Genomic DNA, 23895 nt, shown 5'->3' on the forward strand with positions numbered 1-23895 from the left:
GAAATCATAGCTGTCAATTTATGTGGCAGTTGATTAATTATGTTGATGCCTTTTTGGCATCGTTTTCATCACAGCAAAAACCAGGAAGACAAAGAATGGGTGTAGCACTATTATGAAACCTTATTTAAAGGTCAATATGAAAGGTCAAATATTCAGGTTATTGTGCCAGAAATGCCAGAATCACATGCTCCTTCTCCTCATTTGTGGCAAGAAAAATTGCAGCAAAGTATACCCAATCCTAATGAAAGAACGCTTTTTATTGGGCATAGCTTGGGCTGTATTGCCACACTCAGGTACATCTCATCTTTACCTGATGATGTCACTATAGGGGGTGTCGTATTAATTTCAGGATTCTCTGAAGAATTACCTACCCTACCTGAATTAAGTACATTTACTGATGTGAATCTAGATTTTCGTCTCTTTATACAAAAAATAAAGCGGCGAATAGCAGTATTATCTCTTAATGATGAGATTGTACCCCCACAGTTTACATTAAATTTGAGCCAGAAGATTTGTGCTGAATTGTACGGTTTCCCTGATGGCGGGCACTTTTTAGATCGCGATGGTTTTACGATTTTTCCTAATCTGGAGAAGGTGTTAAAAGATAATTCAATGTTGTGAAGAAATTGACTGGCTGTTTGCAGATATGTCAGGTCTGCTTATGTTCATAACCTGGCTATTTTGGTGAATTATTGGAATTAATATAATTTATGGCGTGATAAAAGAATGAATTCATGATGAGGTATATGGATTTTGGCTGAATATTACCATATTTATAGACGGAATGGGATGATACGGATTACGGCAGAAGTGGTGGGAAGAGAATAGGGTGATGACAATTGCTAACATCCGTTTCTAGCGTTATGTTAATTAACTCAGCAACGATAATAGCTGAGAGTCTATTTGTCTTACTAAAATAAAAGTGGAAATAACTTCCGATTATTAACTTGCAAACAGAGCCTGGAGGAAAACCCATGGAGATGTTATCAGGAGCTGAAATGGTCGTCCGATCGTTAATTGATCAGGGCGTTGAACATGTATTCGGTTATCCGGGTGGGGCAGTACTGGATATTTACGATGCCTTGCATACGGTTGGGGGAATTGGGCATATCCTGGTACGTCATGAGCAAGGTGCAGTTCATATGGCTGATGGTTATGCCCGTTCCACGGGTAAGGTTGGTGTGGTATTGGTCACTTCTGGGCCAGGTGCGACCAATGCAATCACGGGTATTGCGACAGCTTATATGGATTCAATTCCAATGGTTGTATTGTCCGGTCAGGTAGCCAGTTCCTTGATTGGTAATGATGCATTCCAGGAATGTGACATGGTGGGTATTTCCCGTCCGATCGTGAAACACAGTTTTTTAGTGAAGAAAGCGGAAGATATTCCGAAGGTACTAAAAAAAGCTTTCTATTTGGCTTCTAGTGGTCGTCCGGGGCCAGTTGTTATTGACTTACCAAAAGATACGGTAAATCCAGCAATAAAACTGCCATATATTTATCCTGAACAGATAAGCATGCGCTCTTATAGCCCGACGATTCAAGGGCATAAAGGGCAGATTAAACGAGCATTGAGAAAGCTTCTGAATGCGAAAAAACCGATTATGTATGTCGGGGGCGGAGTAATTAATGCAGATTGTTCGGCAGAATTACTGGTATTAGCAGAAAAATTTCATATTCCGGTTGTCAGTTCCCTGATGGGATTAGGCAGTTTCCCGGCCACTCATCGGCAAAATCTGGGTATGCTTGGTATGCATGGCACATTTGAAGCTAACAAGGCAATGCATAATTCAGATGTGATTTTTGCTGTTGGTGTCCGTTTTGATGATCGAACGACTAATAATCTGGAAAAATACTGTCCAGAAGCAACTGTTTTACATATTGATATTGATCCAACATCAATTTCGAAAACCGTTTCCGCAGATGTACCTATTGTTGGGGACGCTAAACAGGTTCTGCGGCAAATGCTGGAATTATTGGAAAAAATGGAAGATACGCAGGACCCGGATGCATTGAAAGATTGGTGGTTATCTATTCAGCAATGGCGTAGTCGTAAATGTCTCAATTTTGATCGTAATGGCGAAAAGATTAAACCTCAGGCCGCTATCCAGGTTCTTTATCGTCTGACTAAAGGCGAAGCTTATGTCACTTCGGATGTTGGGCAGCACCAGATGTTTGTTGCATTGCATTACCCATTTGATAAGCCAAGGCGTTGGATAAGTTCTGGCGGTTTGGGAACCATGGGATTTGGTTTACCTGCTGCTTTGGGTGTCAAACTGGCGAAACCAGAAGCAACGGTAGTCTGTGTTACCGGGGATGGCAGTATTCAGATGAATATTCAGGAACTGTCCACAGCATTGCAATATAACCTGCCAGTATTGATTCTGAATCTAAATAACCGTTTCCTGGGGATGATAAGACAGTGGCAGGACATGATTTATGCCGGGCGTCATTCTCAGTCCTATATGGAATCTTTGCCTGATTTTGTCAAATTAGCAGAGGCTTATGGTCATGTTGGTATTTCTATTCAGAGTTATGATGAACTGGAAAGTAAATTAGCAGAAGCCTTGAAAGAGGTGACTGAAAACCAGCGGCTGGTATTTGTTGATGTCACAGTGGATGAAACTGAACACGTATATCCTATGCAGATCCGTGGAGGGGCAATGGATGAGATGTGGTTAAGCAAAACGGAGAGAACCTGATTATGCGCCGGATTTTATCTGTATTACTTGAAAACGAATCGGGGGCTTTGTCCCGTGTTGTTGGTCTGTTTTCCCAGCGCGGCTACAACATTGAAAGTTTGACTGTGGCTCCAACGGATGATCCGACATTGTCACGGATGACCATTCAGACTAAAGGTGATGCCAGGGTACTTGAGCAGATTGAAAAACAACTGCACAAGCTGGTGGATGTATTGCGGGTTAGCGAGTTGGTATCAGGTTCTCATGTAGAACGTGAGATTATGCTGGTGAAATTACAGGCCAGCGGATATGGACGTGAGGAAATCAAGCGCAGTACTGAAATCTTTCGCGGGCAGATCGTTGATGTGACTTCTACCCTATATACCGTACAACTGGTAGGAACCAGCGATAAATTGGATGCATTTCTTGATGCCGTTCGCGAGGCTGCTGAAATTGTAGAAGTGGCCCGTTCCGGTATTGTCGGTGTATCGCGTGGGGATAAAATTATGCGATGAAAAATCGCAAACTGCGGGACAATGTACATACATTTACGAGGCTCTGCGATAAAGTAGGGCCTTTTCTGGATTTATGAGGAGTTAATGTGAAACTGGATGAAATCGCCCGCCTTGCAGGTGTTTCGCGCACAACGGCCAGTTATGTGATTAATGGTAAAGCTAAGCAATACCGGGTCAGCGATAAAACGGTAGAGAAAGTGATGGCTGTGGTTAGAGAGCATAATTACCATCCGAATGCTGTGGCAGCGGGTCTCCGTGCAGGACGCACCCGTTCTATTGGTTTGGTTATTCCAGATTTAGAAAATACCAGCTATACCCGTATTGCGAATTATCTAGAGCGTCAAGCTCGTCAGCGTGGTTATCAATTATTGATAGCATGCTCTGAAGATCAGCCTGATAATGAGATGCGCTGTGTTGAACACCTGTTACAACGTCAGGTGGACGCAATAATTGTTTCTACTGCATTACCTCCTGAACATCCTTTTTATCAGCGCTGGGCAAATCGTTCTTTGCCTATTATTGCGCTCGACCGCGCATTGGAAAATGAACACTTTATCAGCGTAGTGGGTGATGATTTTGAAGATGCAAAAATGTTGGCACAAGAGTTTCGTCAATTCCCCGCTGAGTCTGTGCTGTATCTTGGGGCATTACCTGAGCTATCCGTTAGCTTTCTGCGTGAACAGGGGTTCCGTGAAGCCTGGAAAGATGACCCTCGCGAAGTTATGTATCTTTACTCAAACAGCTATGAACGTGATGCAGCGGCTGAGGTGTTCGCTAAGTGGTTGGAAACTTACCCGATGCCACAAGCGTTGTTCACGACTTCTTTTGCTCTTTTACAGGGCGTAATGGATGTCACGCTTAAACACAGTGGCCGGTTACCTAATCAATTGGTTATTGCGACTTTTGGTGATCATGAATTATTGGATTTCCTTGAATGTCCGGTGCTTTCTGTAGCGCAGCGCCATCGTGAAGTTGCGGATCAGGTATTAGAACTAGTACTAGCCAGTTTGGATGAAAAGCAAAAACCAAGCCCAGGTATTACACGGATACACCGTGACTTATGCCGGAGAGGAAGCTTGAACCGAAAGTTATGATAAAAGCCCCCTCATTAATTTTTGGGTGGGGGGGCTTTTACTCCAGATTTGTAGAAAAAAGTGTCAGAAGACAACTTTAGAACAATGCTTAAATTATTTACCAGAAAAAAGGCATGAATATGAATTTATTCGGATTTGGAATTTTTTGCTTTTTATCTTATCTCGTTGTTTTATTTATATATTAAATCGATTTTAATGATGTTATTTTTGATGATTTTATTATCATTGTTGGTTTTAGTATCGAATGTACCCATTAAATGATAAATATTATTGTATGATGGTTGGATAGTAATGAAATGTAAATTATGTAAATAAACTAATAACACAATTATTTTTTCATTATTTTATCGTAAACATTCATTCTCCCTTTGCTCGAAAAATTATTCAAAATTATCATAGTGTTAATTATTATTGATATTGCTAAATTCAATCATTGTGCTGCCAACTTCCAAAATCCTTTTACTAAATATAGCTAAAGCGCATCGGCTCTGGCTTGACAAGGTTTTCGTCCCATCCGTAAACTCCTTATTGTGGGGATTAGTGGGATAAAGTGGTAATTTTGAATTGTCTGAGGCAACTTGAGGATGTTTCGTGGAGCAACGTTGGTTAATCTCGATAGCAAGGGACGGCTTGCCGTACCTACCCGATATCGAGCTATGCTAAACGAGGAATCGCAAGGGCAAATGGTTTGTACCATTGACCTTCATCAGCCATGCCTGCTGCTTTATACACTATCTGAATGGGAAATTATCGAAGAAAAACTTTCCCGCTTATCCAGTATGAATCCGGCAGAGCGTCGGGTACAACGTTTGCTCTTAGGTCATGCCAGTGAATGCCAGATGGACAGTGCTGGACGTCTTTTGCTAGCCAATACTCTGCGTCAGCACGCAGGGCTAGTCAAAGAAGTCATGCTGGTTGGTCAGTTCAACAAATTTGAATTGTGGGATGAGCAGGCTTGGTATCAACAGGTTAAGGATGACATTGCAACTGAACAATCCACACAACAACCTTTATCAGTACGGCTACAGGACTTATCACTATAAACATGGCAAACAGTCATTTTAAACATACCAGCGTATTGCTGGATGAAGCAGTCAACGGACTGAATATTCGTGAAGATGGAATCTATATTGATGGCACATTTGGGCGTGGCGGGCATTCACGCCTGATTTTGTCACAACTGGGTATGACCGGTCGTTTAATCGCAATTGATCGTGATCCGCAAGCGATTGAAACTGCAAAATCGATTACAGATCCGCGTTTTTCAATTGTCCATGGACCGTTTTCTGAGTTAGCACACTATGTAGAAAAAGCCGGTCTGACAGGCAAAATTGATGGTGTATTACTGGATTTAGGTGTTTCTTCACCTCAATTGGATGATCCGGAACGTGGTTTTTCTTTTATGCGTGATGGGCCGCTAGATATGCGGATGGACCCGACTCACGGGCAGTCAGCTACAGAATGGCTGATGAAAGCGGAAGCGGATGATATTGCATGGGTGTTAAAAACATTTGGTGAAGAGCGTTTTGCCAAACGTATCGCCAGAGCAATTGTTACACGTAATCAGGAACAACCCATTACCCGAACAAAAGAGTTGGCGGATTTGATTGCTCAAGCCAGTCCGGTGAAAGAGAAGCATAAGCATCCAGCAACAAGGAGCTTCCAGGCGATTAGGATTTATATCAACAGTGAATTGGAAGAGATTGAGCAAGCGCTGGATGGTGCATTACAGGTGCTTGCCCCACATGGACGACTTTCAGTTATCAGTTTCCATTCACTGGAAGATCGCATTGTTAAGCGATTTATTCGTCATAACAGTCGTGGGCCACAAGTACCGGCAGGATTACCACTGACAGAAGAGCAACTGAAAGCACAAGGCGGGCGTAGCCTAAAGTCTATTGGCAAGATGAAACCTTCAGAGAACGAAGTGGCTGATAACCCACGAGCCCGTAGTTCGGTTTTGCGTTTTGCTGAAAAAGTCAGTGAATAATGGCAGGTGAACGTCACGGATTAGCCGGCATTATCGGCAGCGATTTGCTCAGAAATGCCAAAATACCATTGATTCTTCTAGTGGCTGTGGTGGTTTCAGCCATAGTTGTTGTGACCACAACGCATGAAACTCGTTTGTTGATTGCTGAAAAGGAGCATCTGGTATTGGAACGTGATGCGTTAGATATCGAGTGGCGTAATTTAATCCTTGAAGAAAATGCGCTTAGTGAGCATAGCCGGGTTGAGCGAGTAGCAGTTGAAAAAATGCATATGCAGCATGTTAATCCTGCACAGGAAAACGTTGTTGTTTTACAGTGAGTTAATTTGATTAATTAATAAGGTAAGTGATGAAAGTGGCACGCTCTGCGAAGTCAAAACGGCAAGAAGATAAAGCCAGCTTTGTCAGCTGGCGTTTTGCCTTGTTATGCGGGGGAATTGCCCTTGCTTTAGTTGGCTTGCTATTGCGAGTTACTTACCTGCAAGTTATTAATCCGGATCAATTGGTTAAAGAAGGGGATTTACGTTCTTTGCGCGTACAGTCAGTTCCTACCGCCCGCGGTATGATCAGCGACCGCATGGGGCGACCTTTGGCTGTCAGTGTTCCGGTTAATGCTGTATGGGCAGATCCGAAAGAGGTATTTGAAAAAGGGGGGATGACGGATGATACCCGCTGGAAAGCTTTGTCTGATGCCATTAATCTGCCTATTGAGCAACTTACTAGCAAAATCAGTGCTAATCCCAAAGGTCGTTTTGTTTATCTGGCGCGTCAGGTTAATCCATCGGTTGGCGATTATATTCATAAACTGAAATTGCCGGGAATTTATTTACGTCAGGAATCTCGGCGTTATTATCCGTCAGGTCAGGTAACCGCCCATATTATTGGTGTGACTAACGTTGATGGTCAGGGTATTGAAGGCGTAGAAAAAAGTTTTGATCGCTGGCTGACGGGTCAGCCGGGCGAACGGATTGTACGTAAAGACCGCTTTGGTCGTGTCATCGAAGATATTTCATCTGTTGATAGTCTGGCTGCACACAATTTGGTATTGAGTATTGATGAACGCTTGCAGTCATTAGTTTACCGCGAACTGACAAATGCAGTGGCTTTTAATAAAGCGGAATCCGGTACAGCTGTACTGATAGATGTTAATACTGGTGAAGTGCTGGCAATGGCAAATAGTCCATCTTATAACCCGAATAATCGCATTAATGTGCCAAAAGAAGCAATGCGTAACCGTGCGATCACCGATATTTTCGAACCGGGTTCCACAGTGAAACCGATGGTGGTAATGGCTGCGTTGAATGATGGTATTATCAAAGAAAATACAGTTATTAATACAGTACCTTATAGAATCAGCGGCAAGGAAATTAAAGATGTGGCCCGTTATTCTGAATTATCCATCACCGGTATCTTACAGAAATCAAGCAACGTTGGTGTTTCTAAGCTGGCGTTAGCAATGCCCGCGACAGAATTAGTGGATGTCTATTCACGCTTTGGATTGGGAAAAGCAACCAATCTGGGATTGGTCGGAGAAAGCAGTGGCTTATATCCAACAAAGAGGCAACGGTGGTCAGATCTTGACAGAGCTACTTTTTCTTACGGTTACGGGCTGATGGTAACACCGTTACAGTTAGCGCGGGTTTATGCAACGATTGGTAGCTTGGGCATTTATCGCCCACTGTCAATTACTAAAGTTGATCCACCCGTGCCAGGTACAAGAGTATTTCCAGAACCAGTCATGCGTACTGTCGTTCATATGATGGAAAGTGTGGCTCTGCCCGGCGGCGGCGGAACACGAGCTGCGATAAAAGGTTATCGAATTGCCATCAAAACTGGCACAGCCAAGAAACTTGGGCCGGATGGCAAATATATTAATCGGTATATCGCTTACACCGCAGGCATTGCTCCAGCAAGTAATCCAAGATTTGCACTGGTTGTAGTCATTAATGATCCACTGGCAGGTAAGTATTACGGTGGTGCGATTTCTGCGCCGGTATTTGGCACCATTATGGGGGGTGTTCTGCGCATCATGAATGTGGAGCCGGATGCTTTGGCAGCAGGTGATAAAAACGAATTTGTGATTAATAAGAAAGAGGATACAGGTGGCAGATCGTAATCTACGCGGTTTACTCGCTCCATTGGGTATTGATGCCCCAGAGCGTGCATTACGCGAAATGACATTGGACAGCCGTAAATCGGCTGCCGGAGATTTGTTTGTTGCTATTAAAGGGCATCAGGCAGATGGTCGACACTACATTCCTCAGGCTATCGCGCAAGGAGTCGCGGCGGTTATTGCAGAAGCCCAAAGCGAGGCCGATAACGGGATTGTGCAGGTTATACATGGTGTTCCAGTTGTTTATGTGAGCGATTTGAATAATAAGTTGTCACAGTTAGCCGGTCAGTTTTATCACCACCCTGGTGATAAATTACACCTGATTGGCGTGACCGGAACCAACGGTAAAACGACTACGACCCAATTACTTGCGCAGTGGGCTTTCGGATTGGGTGAAACCAGCGCAGTGATGGGAACAGTAGGTAATGGCTTATTGGGGCATGTGGCGCCAAGTGAAAACACCACCGGCTCAGCTGTTGATATCCAACTGGATTTACAACAACTTGTTCAACAAGGGGCTACTTTTACAGCAATGGAAGTCTCTTCCCATGGACTGGTGCAGGGGCGTGTGGCCGCATTACCATTTGAGGCGGCGGTGTTTACCAATCTGAGCCGTGATCATCTTGATTACCATGGTGATATGGAACACTATGAAGCAGCTAAGTGGCTACTGTTTTCCTCTCACAATGTGAAACAACAAATCATTAATGCTGACGATGATACTGGTCTGAAATGGTTATCCCGTTTACCGCAAGCGGTGGCTGTGACGATGGAAAACCGCTTGCCAGAAGATTGGCAAGGGCGTTGGTTGTCGGCCTGTGAAATAAAATATTACGATAAAGGCGTATCGATTACTTTTGAGTCCAGTTGGGGAGGCGGTACAATTGACAGCCCCCTGATGGGAGCCTTCAATGTCAGCAACCTGCTGTTAGCACTTTCTACCTTATTAGCGCTGGATTATCCATTGGAAAAACTGCTTGAAACGGCTTCCTGCCTTGAACCTGTTTGCGGGAGAATGGAAGTGTTCATTGCACCGGATAAGCCAGCAGTCGTTGTTGATTATGCTCACACACCTGATGCACTAGAGAAAGCTCTATCGGCTGCACGTCTGCATTGTAAAGGCAAACTTTGGTGTGTTTTTGGTTGTGGTGGTGATCGTGATAAAGGCAAACGTTCTTTAATGGGGAGTGTGGCAGAACAGTGGGCCGACTATGTGATTGTTACCGATGATAACCCGAGAAGTGAAGAGCCACAGACAATTATTGCTGACATTTTGACTGGCTTCATTGATCCGGGGCGAGCAATGGCGATTCATGGTCGTGTTGAAGCGGTGACCAGTGCCATTATGCAGGCAAAAGAAGATGATGTTGTATTAGTGGCGGGTAAAGGCCATGAAGATTATCAGTTGGTAGGCCATCGTCGTTTGGATTATTCAGACCGCTTGACTGTTGCCCGGTTACTGGGGGTAATTGCATGATTTCCCTTACCTTGCAACAGTTGGCACAAGTTACTGACGGGGTACTAAATCAGGTGACTGAGCGGCAGGCAGTAGATATCTATATCCGTGATGTTACTACTGATAGCCGTAAGGTTGAAAATGGTAGTCTGTTTATTGCATTGAAAGGTGAACGTTTTGATGCCCATGATTTTTCTGATGATGTAGTAAAAGCGGGTGCCGGTGCTTTGCTGGTGAGCCGTGTATTAGCGGTTAATTGTCCTCAGGTCGTGGTCAAAGATACCCGTTTAGCAATGGGGAAATTAGCTGGTTGGGTTCGCCAACAGAGTAAAGCTCGAGTTGTTGCGCTAACGGGGTCTTCCGGCAAAACATCGGTGAAAGAGATGACCGCAGCGATTTTGCGTCAGAGTGGTAACACGCTTTATACTGCGGGTAATCTGAATAATGAGATTGGTGTACCGTTGACATTATTCAGGTTGACAGAACAGCATGAGTTTGCCGTGATTGAATTGGGTGCAAGCCATATTGGTGAGATTGCCTATACCACAGAAATGACCCGACCAGAAACAGCTCTGGTCAATAATTTATCCACTGCACACTTAGAAGATTTTGGTTCTCTGGCTGGTATTGCAAAAGCCAAGGGAGAGATTTTCTCTGGTCTTCCAGCAGAAGGTATCGCCATTATCAACGTGGAAAGCAATGATTGGGCGAATTGGCAACAGATTACTGGCAACAAAACGGTATGGCGTTTTTCCATGCAACAGGCATCGGATGCTGATTTTTATGCTACAAATATTCAGGTTAAGCAGCTGACCACTCATTTTCATTTGCATACCCCCATCGGCAGCACAGAAATCATTTTGCCATTACCTGGGAAACACAATGTTGCCAATGCCTTAGCTGCCAGTGCGTTGGCAATTTCTGTTGGTGCAACGCTAAAAGATATCCGTGTTGGATTGTCTGAATTGAGGGCTGTTCCGGGCCGGTTATTTCCAATCAATTTGGCGGAAGGAAAATTGCTGCTTGATGATACTTATAACGCCAATGTCGGTTCGATGACTGTTGCGGCTCAGGTGTTATCACAGATGCCTGGGTATCGAGTCATGGTCGTTGGCGATATGGGGGCGTTGGGTGAACAGGCAGAGAATTGCCATCGTCAAGTGGGGGAAGCCGCCGCCGCTAGTGGTATCGACAAAGTATTCAGTGTGGGCACCTCAAGTATGCACATTAGCGAAGCGAGTGGTTGTGGTCAGCATTTTGTGGACAAAACCGCATTGGTTGCAGCATTGGTTCCACTATTACAGCAACACAAAGTCATTTCAGTTTTAGTTAAAGGTTCGCGCAGTACCACGATGGAAGATGTCGTGAGCGCATTACAGGGGAGCTTCACATGTTAGTTTGGCTGGCCGAATATTTGGTCAAGTATCACACTGGCTTTAACGTCTTTTCTTATCTGACGTTTAGGGCTATCGTCAGCCTGCTGACTGCATTGGCTATTGCGTTATGGATGGGGCCGCGCATGATAGCCTTCCTGCAAAAATTGCAAATTGGGCAGGTTGTTCGCAATGATGGGCCAGAATCTCATTTCAGTAAACGTGGCACGCCGACTATGGGTGGTTTGCTGATCCTATTTTCAATCACAATTTCGGTACTGTTGTGGGTGCGTTTGAATAACCCATATGTCTGGTGTGTGCTAATTGTCCTGATTGGTTACGGCATTGTTGGTTTCGTGGATGATTACCGTAAAGTCGTGCGTAAAGATACTAAGGGGTTGATTGCTCGTTGGAAGTATTTCTGGCAGTCAGTCTTGGCGCTGGGCGTAGCATTCGCGATGTATAGTGTCGGTAAAGATACCCAGGCAACACAATTGGTCGTGCCATTCTTTAAAGATGTGATGCCGCAACTGGGGGTGCTTTACATTCTGTTGTCTTATTTTGTGATTGTCGGAACCAGCAATGCAGTGAATCTAACTGACGGGTTGGATGGTTTGGCAATTATGCCGACGGTGTTTGTTGCGGCTGGTTTTGCACTGGTTGCATGGGCAACAGGTAATGTCAATTTTGCCAATTATTTGCATATTCCTTATTTGAATCATGCCGGTGAATTGGTCATCGTCTGTACTGCAATTGTTGGTGCTGGATTAGGTTTCCTGTGGTTCAACACTTATCCGGCTCAGGTTTTTATGGGAGATGTTGGTTCTTTGGCATTAGGTGGTGCGCTTGGGACCATTGCTGTATTGCTGCGTCAGGAGTTTCTACTGGTGATTATGGGTGGTGTATTCGTGGTGGAAACCTTGTCAGTTATCTTGCAGGTAGGTTCTTTTAAACTGCGAGGACAACGTATTTTTCGCATGGCACCTATTCACCACCATTATGAATTGAAAGGCTGGCCAGAACCGCGCGTTATCGTGCGTTTTTGGATTATTTCTCTAATGTTAGTGCTGATTGGCTTGGCAACATTGAAGGTACGTTAATCATGACGGATTATTTGGGTAAAAAAGTCATCATTATTGGGCTAGGGCTGACGGGCCTCTCCTGTGTTGATTTTTTTATGGCGCGGGGTGTTATTCCTCGCGTGATGGATACCCGTGCAATGCCACCTGGCAGGGGCAAGCTGCCTGATGAGGTTGAATGTCATAGTGGTAGCTTGAATGCCAAATGGTTGATGGATGCTGACTTGATTGTTGTAAGTCCCGGAGTTGCTCTGGCAACAGCCGAATTACAGGCCGCGGCTAATGCTGGTATAGAAATCGTTGGCGATATCGAGTTATTTTGCCGTGAAGCAACAGCCCCGATAATCGCAATCACCGGTTCTAATGGTAAAAGTACCGTGACTAGTCTTGTCGGAGAAATGGCGAAAGCGGCTGATTGGCAAGTGGGTGTCGGCGGTAATATCGGTCTTCCTGCGTTAGAACTATTGAAACAATCTTGTCAGCTTTATGTTTTGGAACTTTCCAGTTTCCAGTTGGAAACTACATATAGTCTTAAGGCAGCAGCGGCAACTGTGCTGAATGTAACTGAAGATCATATGGATCGTTATCCTCAAGGCTTGTCTCAGTATCGGGCAGTTAAATTGAGGGTTTATCATCAAGCGAAGGCATGCATTGTTAATGCTCAGGACGCTTTAACATTGCCGGAAACGGGTACCGATAATCGTTGTATTAGTTTTGGTGTCGATTGTGGCGACTACCAACTTGACAGTAAAAATGCGTTTTTGAAAGTTCACAATGAATCATTGTTAGCGACAAATGAAATCAAACTGACAGGGTGGCATAACTACGTTAATGGGTTGGCTGCACTGGCGTTAGCTGATGCGGTTGATATTCCCCGTAAAGCCAGCTTGGCAGCATTGGCGGTTTACCCAGGGCTTGAGCATCGTTTCCAGCTTGTTCATCTGAACAAGGGGGTACGCTGGATTAACGATTCTAAAGCAACCAATGTTGGTAGTACGGAAGCGGCTCTTAATGGCTTGGAGCTGAATGGCATGCTTTATTTGCTGTTGGGTGGAGAGGGTAAATCGGCAGACTTTTCTCCGCTCAAACCTTTCCTTAGCGGAAATAAAATCCGGCTTTACTGCTTTGGTTGTGATGGTAAACGGTTAGCGCAACTACGCCCGGAAATAGCTATATTGACTGAAACTATGGAACAGGCGATACGTGATATTGCGCCGCGATTGGTTGCCGGCGACATGGTGCTGTTATCTCCTGCTTGTGCCAGCCTTGATCAGTTTCGTAATTTTGAGCAGCGTGGTCATGAGTTTGCTCGTCTGGCTGAGGAGTTAGGCTGATGTTTATTTCCGGGTTCAGTAGATTAAAAGACTGGATTATTGATGGCCGTGAAACCGATGCTACTAATATAGTGTTGTATGATCGTACATTGATTTGGCTGACACTCGGATTAGGTATTATCGGCTTTGTTATGGTGGCTTCGGCGTCAATGCCGGTTGGGCAGCGTCTTGCAGAAGATCCATTTCTGTTTGCTAAACGTGATGCGATTTATCTGTTGCTAGCTTTCGGATTGTCATTAATAACACTGCGTATTCCAATGGATTTATGGCAGCGCTATAGCAACCTGATGTTGCTTGTCTCTGTTATTCTACTACTGGTTGTCTTGGCGGTAGGAAGCTCGGTAAATGGTGCCTCGCGTTGGATTGCGTTTGGACCTTTGAGAATTCAGCCAGCTGAGTTATCCAAACTTTCTCTATTTTGTTATCTCGCCAGTTATCTGGTGCGTAAAGTGGAAGAAGTACGGAATAACTTCTGGGGATTTTGTAAGCCAATGGGCGTCATGGTGGTGTTGGCTGTATTACTTTTAGCTCAGCCTGACTTGGGAACTGTGGTAGTGCTGTTTGTAACAACATTGGCTATGTTATTTCTAGCGGGAGCAAAATTGTGGCAGTTTCTGGCAATTATTGGTTCGGGGATATTTGCAGTAGTTCTATTAATTATTGCTGAACCTTATCGTATACGCCGTGTAACTTCTTTTCTGGACCCTTGGGAAGATCCGTATGGCAAAGGTTATCAATTAACACAATCTTTGATGGCTTTTGGTCGCGGGGAGTTTTTGGGGCAAGGATTGGGAAATTCAGTACTGAAGCTGGCATACCTACCCGAAGCGCATACTGACTTTATTTTCTCTGTTTTGGCAGAAGAATTAGGTTACGTAGGTGTGGTTTTGGCGTTGTTAATGATATTCTTCGTCGCTTTTCGTGCGATGACTATAGGTCGTCGTGCGTTGCAGATGGATCAGCGTTTTTCTGGTTTTTTAGCGTGTTCGATTGGTATCTGGTTCAGTTTTCAAACCTTGGTTAATGTCGGGGCTGCCGCAGGCATGTTACCGACCAAAGGTCTGACTTTACCTCTGATTAGTTATGGGGGTTCAAGTTTGTTGATTATGTCGACCGCTATCGTATTGCTATTAAGAATTGATTTTGAAACACGTTTGGCAAAAGCACAGGCGTTTGTAAGGAGTTCTCGATGAGTGGTAAGACCCGGCGTTTGATGGTGATGGCTGGTGGAACCGGAGGACATGTCTTCCCGGGCTTGGCTGTAGCTCATCACTTAAAAAACCAAGGCTGGGAAGTTCGTTGGCTGGGAACAGCGGATCGTATGGAAGCGGATTTAGTGCCGAAACATGGTATTGAAATTGAATTTGTTCAGATTTCTGGCTTGAGAGGTAAGGGAATTAAAGCACTACTAACGGCGCCAGCACGAATTTTCAAAGCAATTCGTCAGGCAAAAGCGATTATGCGCCGCTATCAGCCAGATGTAGTGCTCGGAATGGGGGGGTATGTTTCTGGCCCTGGCGGTATTGCTGCGTGGATGTGCGGTATTCCGGTTGTCTTGCATGAACAGAATGGTATTGCCGGGCTGACAAACCGTTGGTTGGCAAAAATCGCTACAACTGTTTTACAGGCATTCCCTGGCGCATTCCCAAAAGCGCCTATTGTTGGGAACCCTGTTCGTGAAGATGTGCTGACATTACCCATACCTGAACAGCGTTTGGCAGGGCGTGAAGGCCCGGTTCGGGTTCTGGTTATTGGTGGTAGTCAGGGCGCGAGAATTCTCAACCAGATAATGCCCGAAGTTGCAGCCCGTATGGGTGATAAAATTACCCTTTGGCATCAGACTGGCAAAGGGGTTAAAGAAAGTGTTCAGGATGCCTATAACAATTCAGTTAAGTGTGAACATAAGGTTACTGAATTTATTGACGATATGGCGCAAGCTTATGCTTGGGCTGATGTAGTGGTTTGTCGTTCTGGTGCGTTGACAGTCAGCGAAGTGGCCGCAGCTGGATTACCTGGGATTTTTATACCATTTCAGCATAAAGATCGTCAGCAATACTGGAATGCGCTGCCACTGGAAAGAGCTGGTGCAGCAAAAATACTGGAACAACCACAACTTACGGTTGATGCAGTGGTGGAATTATTAACTCAGTGGCAACGCCCACAATTGTTGGAAATGGCAAAAAAAGCCCGTTCAGCAGCAATTACTGATGCAACTGAGCAAGTATCGGCGGCATTAATCGATGCAGCCAAAAAATGATTCAGACCACCTGAAAAAGGGTGGTGAAGTAAACATACACAGTGAAGAAGAAAACGTGAATACACAACAACTGGCGAAATTAAGAGCTTTCGTGCCTGAAATGAGAAAAGTCAGGCATATCCACTTTGTCGGCATTGGTGGTGCTGGCATGGGGGGGATCGCCGAAGTGTTGGCCAATGAAGGTTATCAGATTAGCGGATCTGATTTGGCGCCAAATCCGGTAACTCGGCAACTAACTAAGTTGGGTGCTCAGATTTATTTTAACCATCGTCCTGAAAATGTACTGGATGCGAGTGTTGTTGTGGCTTCAACTGCAATCTTAGCAGATAACCCAGAAATTATTGCTGCTCGTGAAGCTCGGATTCCGGTCATTCGCAGAGCAGAAATGTTGGCAGAACTGATGCGTTACCGTCATGGTATTGCTATTGCTGGTACTCATGGCAAAACAACTACCACGGCGATGATTTCCAGCATTTATGCACAAGCTGGTTTAGACCCAACGTTTGTTAATGGTGGTTTAGTCAAAGCAGCAGGAACACATGCCCGTCTCGGTAGTAGCCGCTATTTAATTGCTGAAGCGGACGAAAGCGATGCTTCTTTCCTGCATTTGCAACCCATGGTGGCAGTAGTTACTAATATCGAAGCAGACCATATGGATACCTATCATGGTGACTTTGAAAAACTGAAACAGACGTTTATCAGCTTCCTGCACAACTTACCTTTCTATGGGCGTGCAGTCATGTGCATTGATGATCCAGTCGTCAAAGAGTTAATCCCTCGTGTGGGACGCTATATCACGACTTATGGCTTCAGTGAGGAAGCAGATGTACGTATCACCCATTATGAGCAAAAAGGTGCTCAAGGGTATTTTACTGTTAGTCGCCAAGATATGGTTGATTTGAAAGTCGTCTTGAATGCACCGGGTCGCCATAATGCGCTAAATGCGGCAGCAGCAATTGCTGTGGCAACTGAAGAAGGTATTTCTGGCAGTGATATGCTGGCTGCGTTAGCCGGTTTTCAGGGAACCGGACGCCGTTTTGATTTTCTGGGGAATTTTTCTCTGGAGCATGTTAACCGCAAAAGTGGTAGTGCAATGTTGGTTGATGATTATGGTCATCATCCAACGGAAGTGGATGCAACCATTAAAGCCGCTCGTGCTGGCTGGCCGGATAAACGTATTGTGATGATATTTCAGCCCCATCGTTATACTCGGACGCGTGATCTGTACGATGATTTTGCCAATGTATTGAATCAGGTGGATGTATTGCTAATGCTGGACGTTTACTCTGCTGGCGAAGGGGTTATTCCGGGGGCGGATAGCCGTTCGTTGTGCCGTACTATCCGTAGCCGAGGTAAGTTAGATCCGATTCTGGTATCTGAGCCAGAAAAAGTGGCCGCTGTGTTGGCCCAGGTACTAGACGGTAATGATTTAGTTCTGGTTCAAGGGGCCGGGAATATAGGCAAAATAGCGCGCAATCTGGCTGAAACCAAATTACAGCCATCTTTGAATGAGGAAAAACACCATGGCTGAGAAAGTCGCGGTATTGTTGGGAGGAACTTCTGCTGAGCGTGAAGTTTCACTGTTATCGGGACATGCCGTGCTAGCTGGATTGAAAGAAGCAGGTATTGATGCTCATCCAGTTGATACAAAAGATTTTCCTGTAACGCAACTTAAAGAGGCAGGATTTGAGAAAGTCTTTATCGCTCTTCATGGTCGTGGCGGGGAAGATGGTACTTTGCAAGGCGTATTGGAATTTTTGCAGCTGCCTTATACCGGAAGTGGTGTGATGGCTTCTGCATTGTCGATGGATAAATTGCGTACAAAGCAGTTATGGCAAGGGATAGGGTTAATTGTCTCGCCATATGTTGCAATTAATTTTCAGCAGTTTGAACAATTTACTGATTCGCAACTCCAAGAATATGTAGCAGATTTAGGTTTACCATTAATTGTTAAGCCAAGTCTGGAAGGTTCCAGTGTGGGTATGACTAAGGTTAATGAGATTTCAGAGTTGCGTGGCGCACTGGAAATAGCATTTCGTTATGACACTGACTTGTTGGTAGAAAAATGGTTGTACGGCCCAGAATACACTGTCGCTATTCTTGATGAGACGGCTTTACCTTCTATCCGTATTCAGCCCGCTGCTGTTTTTTATGACTATGATGCAAAATATTGGTCTGAGGAAACGAAGTACTTTTGTCCGAGTGGCTTAAGTGATGAAAAAGAGCAACAACTGGCAGAACTAGCACTAAAAGCCTACAAATCGGTTGGATGCAGTGGCTGGGGGCGGGTAGATGTCATGATGGACACTGATGGTGGTTTCTATCTGTTAGAAGTGAATACATCTCCGGGGATGACCAACCATAGCTTGGTACCAATGGCAGCACGTCAAGCAGGGTTAAATTTCTCACAATTGGTAGTAAAGATTTTGGAGTTGGCTGATTGATATGTCTCAGGCGGCCCTGAAAGTAAAAGGGCGGGATAGTGAAAATAGTCGTTCCCGCCCTAGTAACGGCTCTTATCTGGCAGGACTTATCTTCTTCCTGATGGTACTTGGGATCATTATTTGGGGGGGGGGGCAGTTCTTAACTGGATGAAAGATGCTAACAGATTGCCTATTTCAAAGCTGGTGGTAACGGGTGAACGTCATTACACCACCAACGATGATATTCGGCAGGCAATTTTGTCATTAGGGCAGCCGGGAACTTTCATGACGCAAGATGTGAATATCATTCAGCAACAGATTGAACGAATGCCATGGATAAGGCAAGTCACTGTCCGTAAACAGTGGCCTGATGAGCTGAGAATTCATCTGGTAGAATATGTTCCTTATGTGCGTTGGAATGATACACAAATGCTGGATGCCGAAGGGCTGGTGTTCAGTATACCGGTTGAATGGGAAGCTAAAGGTCATTTCCCGATGCTTTATGGCCCACAAGGTAGTGAGAAAGAGGTGCTTGATAGCTACCGGGCAATGGCTAAACTTCTCGCTGCCAATAAATTGAAATTAAAAGCTGCGGCAATGACTGATCGTCGTTCTTGGCAATTGACACTGGATAATGATATCCGACTAAAGCTGGGAAGAATGAATACAACAGGTCGTATTAAACGTTTTATCGAGCTTTATCCACTATTACAGCAGAACACAGAGAAAAGAGTGGATTATGTGGATTTACGTTATGACAGTGGTGCCGCGGTAGGTTGGGCTCCTTTACTAATTGGTGCTCCTGATGCTCCGGTCAATGGGTAATAAACAGTTACTGGCAATAATATAGAGGCAGGCAGAATAACAATGATCAAATCGACGGACAGAAAATTAGTAGTTGGCCTTGAGATTGGCACAGCAAAGGTATCTGCCCTTGTTGGTGAAATTCTGCCCGATGGTATGGTTAATATTATCGGGGTGGGAAGCTGTCCATCCCGCGGCATGGATAAAGGTGGTGTCAACGATCTGGAGTCGGTTGTTAAATGTGTACAGCGGGCTATCGATCAGGCTGAATTGATGGCGGATTGTCAAATTTCTTCTGTTTATCTGGCGTTATCTGGAAAACATATCAGTTGTCAGAATGAGATTGGGATGGTTCCCATTTCTGAAGAGGAAGTCACCCAGGAAGATGTAGACAATGTCGTTCATACTGCCAAATCGGTTCGTGTACGCGATGAATACCGGATACTCCATGTTATTCCTCAAGAGTATGCGATCGATTATCAGGAAGGCATCAAAAATCCGGTAGGGCTTTCCGGAGTGCGTATGCAGGCGAAAGTTCATCTGATTACCTGCCATAACGATATGGCGAAAAATATCGCAAAAGCCGTTGAGCGCTGTGGTTTGAAAGTCGATCAGCTTATTTTTTCCGGTTTGGCTGCCAGCTATGCGGTTTTGACTGAGGATGAGCGTGAACTAGGCGTTTGTGTGGTAGATATTGGCGGTGGGACGATGGATATTGCGGTGTATACCGGCGGAGCGCTACGTCATACCAAAGTAATCCCTTACGCTGGGAACGTCGTTACCAGCGATATTGCTTATGCCTTTGGTACACCACCAAGCGATGCCGAAGCGATAAAAGTACGTCACGGTTGTGCGCTGGGTTCGTTGGTTAGCAAGGATGAAAGTGTGGAGGTACCGAGTGTCGGTGGGCGCCCACCGCGTAGCTTACAGCGCCAAACGCTGGCTGAAGTGATTGAGCCACGTTACATCGAATTACTGAATTTAGTGAATGATGAAATCCTGCGATTGCAGGAACAGTTACGTCAGCAAGGTGTTAAACACCATTTGGCTGCGGGTATTGTCTTAACCGGTGGTGGTGCCCAGATTGATGGTTTGGCTGAATGTGCTCAGCGTGTATTCCACGCTCAAGTGCGTATTGGTCAACCTCTTAATATTACTGGCCTGACGGACTATGCGCAGGAACCCTATTATTCAACAGCAGTAGGGTTGTTGCATTACGGAAAAGCCTCTCACCTTAATGGTGATGCGGATATTGAAAAACATATTTCAGTGAGTCGCTGGTTTAAGAAAGTCAGTAGCTGGCTGAAAAAAGAGTTTTAATTTTATACAGAGACTACATCTGTTTTTTGGTCTCGATATAAAGGCACAAAGCGGAGAGAAACTATGTTTGAACCAATAGAATTAACCAATGACGCGGTGATTAAAGTCATCGGCGTCGGCGGTGGCGGCGGTAATGCTGTTGAGCACATGGTGCGCGAGCGCATCGAAGGTGTTGAATTCTTCGCAGTAAATACGGATGCTCAGGCATTGCGTAAAACTGCTGTCGGCCAGACTATTCAGATTGGTAATGGTATTACTAAAGGCTTGGGGGCTGGTGCAAACCCAGAAGTTGGTCGTACGGCTGCACAAGAAGATCGTGATTCATTGCGTACTGCTCTTGATGGTGCGGATATGGTATTTATCGCTGCCGGTATGGGAGGCGGTACCGGTACTGGCGCAGCACCTGTGGTCGCTGAAATTGCAAAAGAACTTGGGATTTTGACAGTTGCCGTTGTGACTAAACCTTTTAATTTTGAAGGTAAGAAACGTATGGCATTTGCTGAACAAGGGATCACTGAACTGTCCAAACATGTGGATTCATTGATTACTATCCCTAACGACAAGTTGTTGAAAGTTCTTGGCCGTGGTATTTCACTACTGGATGCTTTTGGTGCAGCTAATGACGTCTTGAAAGGTGCAGTTCAGGGTATTGCCGAACTGATAACACGTCCAGGCTTGATGAATGTTGACTTTGCTGACGTGCGCACCGTGATGTCCGAAATGGGCTACGCGATGATGGGTTCTGGTATTGCTCAGGGTGAAGATCGTGCAGAAGAGGCCGCTGAAATGGCAATTTCCAGCCCGTTACTAGAAGATATCGACTTGTCTGGTGCTCGTGGTGTTTTGGTTAACATTACTGCTGGCTTTGATCTGCGTTTGGATGAGTTCGAAACTGTGGGTAACACTATTCGGGCATTCGCGTCTGATAATGCAACTGTCGTTATCGGTACTTCTCTGGACCCAGACATGAATGATGAGTTGCGTGTGACTGTGGTTGCTACTGGTATTGGCATGGATAAGCGTCCTGAAATTACGCTAGTTACCAACAAGGTATCTCAATCAAGTGCAATGGAGCACCGCCATCAGCAGTTGTCTGGTGGTCTGTCCTCATTGTCTGAAGAGAATAAACCTGCGGCAAAAGTGGTGAATGACCAAAACGCACAAACAAACAAGGAACCAGATTATCTGGATATTCCTGCATTTTTACGTAAACAGGCCGATTAATAGCTAAAAGATTGGATTCTCCGCTTTTTGTGCTAAACTCCCCCGCCAACCATAGTGTATAGTGGTTGGCAGGATGGATAACATTGCGAGATAAAACGATGATCAAACAAAGGACACTTAAACGTATTGTTCAGGCGACTGGCGTCGGTTTGCACACCGGTAAGAAGGTCACGCTGACAATGCGCCCAGCACCGGCTAATACCGGGGTCATCTATCGTCGCACTGACTTGAATCCACCGGTTGATTTTCCGGCAGATGCAAAATCTGTGCGTGATACTATGCTCTGTACTTGCCTGGTAAATGAGCATGATGTGCGAATCTCAACAGTTGAGCACCTGAACGCAGCACTTGCAGGGTTGGGTATCGATAATATTGTTATCGAAGTTGATGCGCCAGAAATTCCTATTATGGATGGCAGTGCCAGCCCGTTTGTCTTCTTGCTGCTGGATGCTGGTATTGAAGAATTGAACACATCTAAAAAATTCCTGCGTATTAAAGAAGCTGTTCGTGTGGGAGATGGCGATAAGTGGGCAGAGATGACACCTTATAATGGTTTCAGTCTGGATTTCACTATTGATTTCAATCATCCTGCGATTGATTCAAGTTCTCAACGTTACTGCCTGGATTTTTCAGCAGACGCGTTTGTGCGCCAAATCAGTCGTGCACGCACTTTCGGCTTTATGCGTGATATTGAGTACTTACAATCTAAAGGCTTGTGTTTAGGCGGTAGTTTTGATTGTGCGATTGTTGTTGATGACTATCGTGTGCTTAATGAAGATGGTTTGCGTTTTGAAGACGAATTTGTTCGCCATAAAATGCTAGATGCAATTGGTGATTTATTTATGTGTGGCTATAACATCATAGGCGCATTTACTGCGTTCAAATCTGGTCATGCATTGAACAATAAACTGTTGCAGGCAGTTTTGGCGCAAGAAAGTGCATGGGAACTGATCACTTTCGAAGATGAAGCTGAAATGCCACAGGCTTTTCGTACTCCATCAACTGTAATGGCATAACTCTTGGGTATGCAAGAGATAACTCAATGATACATCAGTGGGTTATGCTATCTGTGATTTTGTTTTCGCTGACGTTTTTTACTCAGCGTTAGCGCTTCTTGTTGGCTGTGCTGGCACCCTCTCCGGCTAGTGCAGCCAATCGTTCCAATCTTTCCTTTAATTTTTTCGGACTACGGTTCGCCAATACTATTAATTCCTTAGCACTCTCTTGACTTAACCGACGTATCGGTGAGGTTTTGTGACTGATACTCATTGTTTTTGCGAGGCTCTGCGCATTATTGTCATGCTTAACCATTAGTGATGGGTTAATCCTGATGTCGATCGATGACAATGATGGTAGAATTTCACTTCTTAATGTAGAGAGCAGCGTTGGCAACTCGTAACGTAATCTGGTCATCCAACTGGCGTTTCCTGCTTCCAGTACCAGAATTTGTTTGCGATAATTGGCGACCCGGCACCACGGATGTAATTGTGCGGGGAGTAGGCTAATAACTGCCCGATTTAGTTTTAATAAAGCGACAGCACGTTGCTGGATAACTTGAAGCGGGCTTTTCTCAACGGTAGAAGCGTCTTCAAAAAGAACATCTAATGATTGTGGGCGACTGTCGCGCATATAAAAGTAGTTCCGATATAACGAAGGATTAATGGGTATTCTAAATCTTTGGCGACAATTTGGTAGACGTTATTTCTGGCCACATCTGTTATTAGGGATGGTCGCGGCAAGTATTGGTGTTCCTACCATCTTAGTGGGTGTTACGGATAATATCTTACAAGCCAATATATCATCCAGTCAGCGTTGGCAAAATCAGGCTTTATCGGCTTTTGATAACCTATTCTCACAGCAAAATGTTCAGCGTCAGCCTGCCAATAATGGTGCTAATTACTGGCAACAACATGCTGTACGTAATATGATCCGGCAGCTTTCTTTTGCTTTTTTTGTTTCCCAACCTCTGAACGATGAAACAGCAAAACAAAGTATTCGGTTAAGTTCTTCCAATATTCAGCAGCTTGTGCTGGAAACGCTGAATGCACTGTTAACTCGGGAGCCCCAGCTACCTGAACCGGTTTCAGATACACAGTTCCTGATTACCGCATCACAATCTTCTCATACAACGGTGTTTTGGATTGCAAAAGCCCAGGGTATTCGGGCAGGTCCTTCTGCTTACCTTTGATCTTCATTTTTTTACAAGTTTCTAATAAATAACTATTTGTTGGCTGC

At 44.8% G+C, this 23895-nt stretch carries 21 protein-coding genes and 2 pseudogenes; 22 read left to right on the top strand and 1 reads right to left on the bottom strand.

Going from position 1 to position 23895, the window contains the following annotated elements:
• The 21 genes and pseudogenes from AM629_RS23450 to lpxC all read left to right on the top strand — a co-directional run.
• Window positions 1-116: pseudogene (locus AM629_RS23450) on the top strand (IS630 family transposase); the annotation flags it as partial.
• Between the two features lie 55 nt (window positions 117-171).
• On the top strand, window positions 172-621 hold the full coding sequence (locus tag AM629_RS11895) for an RBBP9/YdeN family alpha/beta hydrolase (protein ID WP_235525463.1): 450 nt from the start codon (window positions 172-174) through the stop codon (window positions 619-621).
• 353 nt (window positions 622-974) lie between these two features.
• The gene (gene ilvI, locus AM629_RS11900; protein WP_054479186.1) at window positions 975-2702 is read left to right on the top strand and encodes an acetolactate synthase 3 large subunit; all 1728 of its coding nucleotides are present in this window, start codon (window positions 975-977) and stop codon (window positions 2700-2702) included.
• Between the two features lie 2 nt (window positions 2703-2704).
• Window positions 2705-3196: an acetolactate synthase small subunit gene (gene ilvN / locus AM629_RS11905; RefSeq protein ID WP_054479187.1), complete on the top strand. Its 492-nt coding sequence runs from the start codon at window positions 2705-2707 to the stop codon at window positions 3194-3196.
• Between the two features lie 86 nt (window positions 3197-3282).
• Window positions 3283-4290: a catabolite repressor/activator gene (cra, locus tag AM629_RS11910; protein WP_054479188.1), complete on the top strand. Its 1008-nt coding sequence runs from the start codon at window positions 3283-3285 to the stop codon at window positions 4288-4290.
• 584 nt (window positions 4291-4874) lie between these two features.
• Entirely contained in the window at window positions 4875-5333 is a 459-nt protein-coding gene (gene mraZ / locus AM629_RS11915) for a division/cell wall cluster transcriptional repressor MraZ (RefSeq protein ID WP_054479189.1), read from the top strand.
• A gap of 2 nt (window positions 5334-5335) precedes the next feature.
• Window positions 5336-6280, top strand: a complete 945-nt coding sequence (gene rsmH, locus AM629_RS11920; RefSeq protein ID WP_054479192.1) for a 16S rRNA (cytosine(1402)-N(4))-methyltransferase RsmH — start codon at window positions 5336-5338, stop codon at window positions 6278-6280.
• Window positions 6277-6597 carry a cell division protein FtsL gene (gene ftsL / locus AM629_RS11925; protein ID WP_072161878.1) on the top strand — a complete coding sequence of 107 codons (321 nt, stop codon included), beginning with the start codon at window positions 6277-6279 and terminating at the stop codon, window positions 6595-6597. Before rsmH ends, ftsL begins: the two co-directional genes overlap by 4 nt.
• 29 nt (window positions 6598-6626) lie before the next feature.
• Window positions 6627-8393, top strand: a complete 1767-nt coding sequence (locus AM629_RS11930) for a peptidoglycan DD-transpeptidase PBP3 (RefSeq protein WP_054479195.1) — start codon at window positions 6627-6629, stop codon at window positions 8391-8393.
• A complete protein-coding gene (gene murE / locus AM629_RS11935; protein ID WP_054479197.1) occupies window positions 8380-9867 on the top strand; it encodes a UDP-N-acetylmuramoyl-L-alanyl-D-glutamate--2,6-diaminopimelate ligase in 1488 nt (495 codons plus the stop codon). The genes AM629_RS11930 and murE overlap by 14 nt, the downstream gene beginning before the upstream one ends.
• Window positions 9864-11243 (top strand): UDP-N-acetylmuramoyl-tripeptide--D-alanyl-D-alanine ligase, encoded by a 1380-nt coding sequence (murF, locus tag AM629_RS11940; RefSeq protein WP_054479199.1) that lies wholly within the window; start codon window positions 9864-9866, stop codon window positions 11241-11243. The genes murE and murF overlap by 4 nt, the downstream gene beginning before the upstream one ends.
• Window positions 11237-12319 carry a phospho-N-acetylmuramoyl-pentapeptide-transferase gene (gene mraY, locus AM629_RS11945; protein WP_054479200.1) on the top strand — a complete coding sequence of 361 codons (1083 nt, stop codon included), beginning with the start codon at window positions 11237-11239 and terminating at the stop codon, window positions 12317-12319. The genes murF and mraY overlap by 7 nt, the downstream gene beginning before the upstream one ends.
• 2 nt (window positions 12320-12321) lie before the next feature.
• Window positions 12322-13632 carry a UDP-N-acetylmuramoyl-L-alanine--D-glutamate ligase gene (gene murD / locus AM629_RS11950; protein WP_054479202.1) on the top strand — a complete coding sequence of 437 codons (1311 nt, stop codon included), beginning with the start codon at window positions 12322-12324 and terminating at the stop codon, window positions 13630-13632.
• Window positions 13632-14825: a cell division protein FtsW gene (gene ftsW / locus AM629_RS11955; protein ID WP_054479203.1), complete on the top strand. Its 1194-nt coding sequence runs from the start codon at window positions 13632-13634 to the stop codon at window positions 14823-14825. Before murD ends, ftsW begins: the two co-directional genes overlap by 1 nt.
• Window positions 14822-15889 carry an undecaprenyldiphospho-muramoylpentapeptide beta-N-acetylglucosaminyltransferase gene (murG, locus tag AM629_RS11960; RefSeq protein WP_054479204.1) on the top strand — a complete coding sequence of 356 codons (1068 nt, stop codon included), beginning with the start codon at window positions 14822-14824 and terminating at the stop codon, window positions 15887-15889. Before ftsW ends, murG begins: the two co-directional genes overlap by 4 nt.
• Before the next feature lie 55 nt (window positions 15890-15944).
• Window positions 15945-17420 (top strand): UDP-N-acetylmuramate--L-alanine ligase, encoded by a 1476-nt coding sequence (gene murC, locus AM629_RS11965; RefSeq protein WP_054479260.1) that lies wholly within the window; start codon window positions 15945-15947, stop codon window positions 17418-17420.
• Complete coding sequence (locus AM629_RS11970) at window positions 17413-18333, top strand: D-alanine--D-alanine ligase (protein ID WP_054479205.1); 921 nt, start codon at window positions 17413-17415, stop codon at window positions 18331-18333. Before murC ends, AM629_RS11970 begins: the two co-directional genes overlap by 8 nt.
• Window position 18334: 1 nt before the next feature.
• Window positions 18335-19137, top strand: a pseudogene (ftsQ, locus tag AM629_RS11975) (cell division protein FtsQ).
• A 42-nt stretch (window positions 19138-19179) separates the two neighbouring features.
• Window positions 19180-20436 (top strand): cell division protein FtsA, encoded by a 1257-nt coding sequence (gene ftsA / locus AM629_RS11980; RefSeq protein ID WP_054479207.1) that lies wholly within the window; start codon window positions 19180-19182, stop codon window positions 20434-20436.
• 63 nt (window positions 20437-20499) lie between these two features.
• Window positions 20500-21660: a cell division protein FtsZ gene (ftsZ, locus tag AM629_RS11985; RefSeq protein ID WP_054479209.1), complete on the top strand. Its 1161-nt coding sequence runs from the start codon at window positions 20500-20502 to the stop codon at window positions 21658-21660.
• A 98-nt stretch (window positions 21661-21758) separates the two neighbouring features.
• Window positions 21759-22676, top strand: coding sequence for a UDP-3-O-acyl-N-acetylglucosamine deacetylase (lpxC, locus tag AM629_RS11990; RefSeq protein WP_054479211.1), 918 nt, complete (start codon window positions 21759-21761; stop codon window positions 22674-22676).
• Between the two features lie 88 nt (window positions 22677-22764).
• Here the strand turns inward: lpxC and AM629_RS11995 are convergent, their stop codons facing one another.
• Complete coding sequence (locus tag AM629_RS11995; RefSeq protein WP_054479213.1) at window positions 22765-23289, bottom strand: DUF721 domain-containing protein; 525 nt, start codon at window positions 23287-23289, stop codon at window positions 22765-22767.
• Between the two features lie 31 nt (window positions 23290-23320).
• On the opposite strand from AM629_RS11995, the gene secM reads away from it, so the two are divergent.
• The gene (secM, locus tag AM629_RS12000) at window positions 23321-23848 is read left to right on the top strand and encodes a secA translation cis-regulator SecM (protein ID WP_054479214.1); all 528 of its coding nucleotides are present in this window, start codon (window positions 23321-23323) and stop codon (window positions 23846-23848) included.
• Window positions 23849-23895: the final 47 nt, after the last annotated feature.

It is taken from the genome of Photorhabdus heterorhabditis (assembly GCF_001280945.1).
Classification (GTDB): domain Bacteria; phylum Pseudomonadota; class Gammaproteobacteria; order Enterobacterales; family Enterobacteriaceae; genus Photorhabdus; species Photorhabdus heterorhabditis.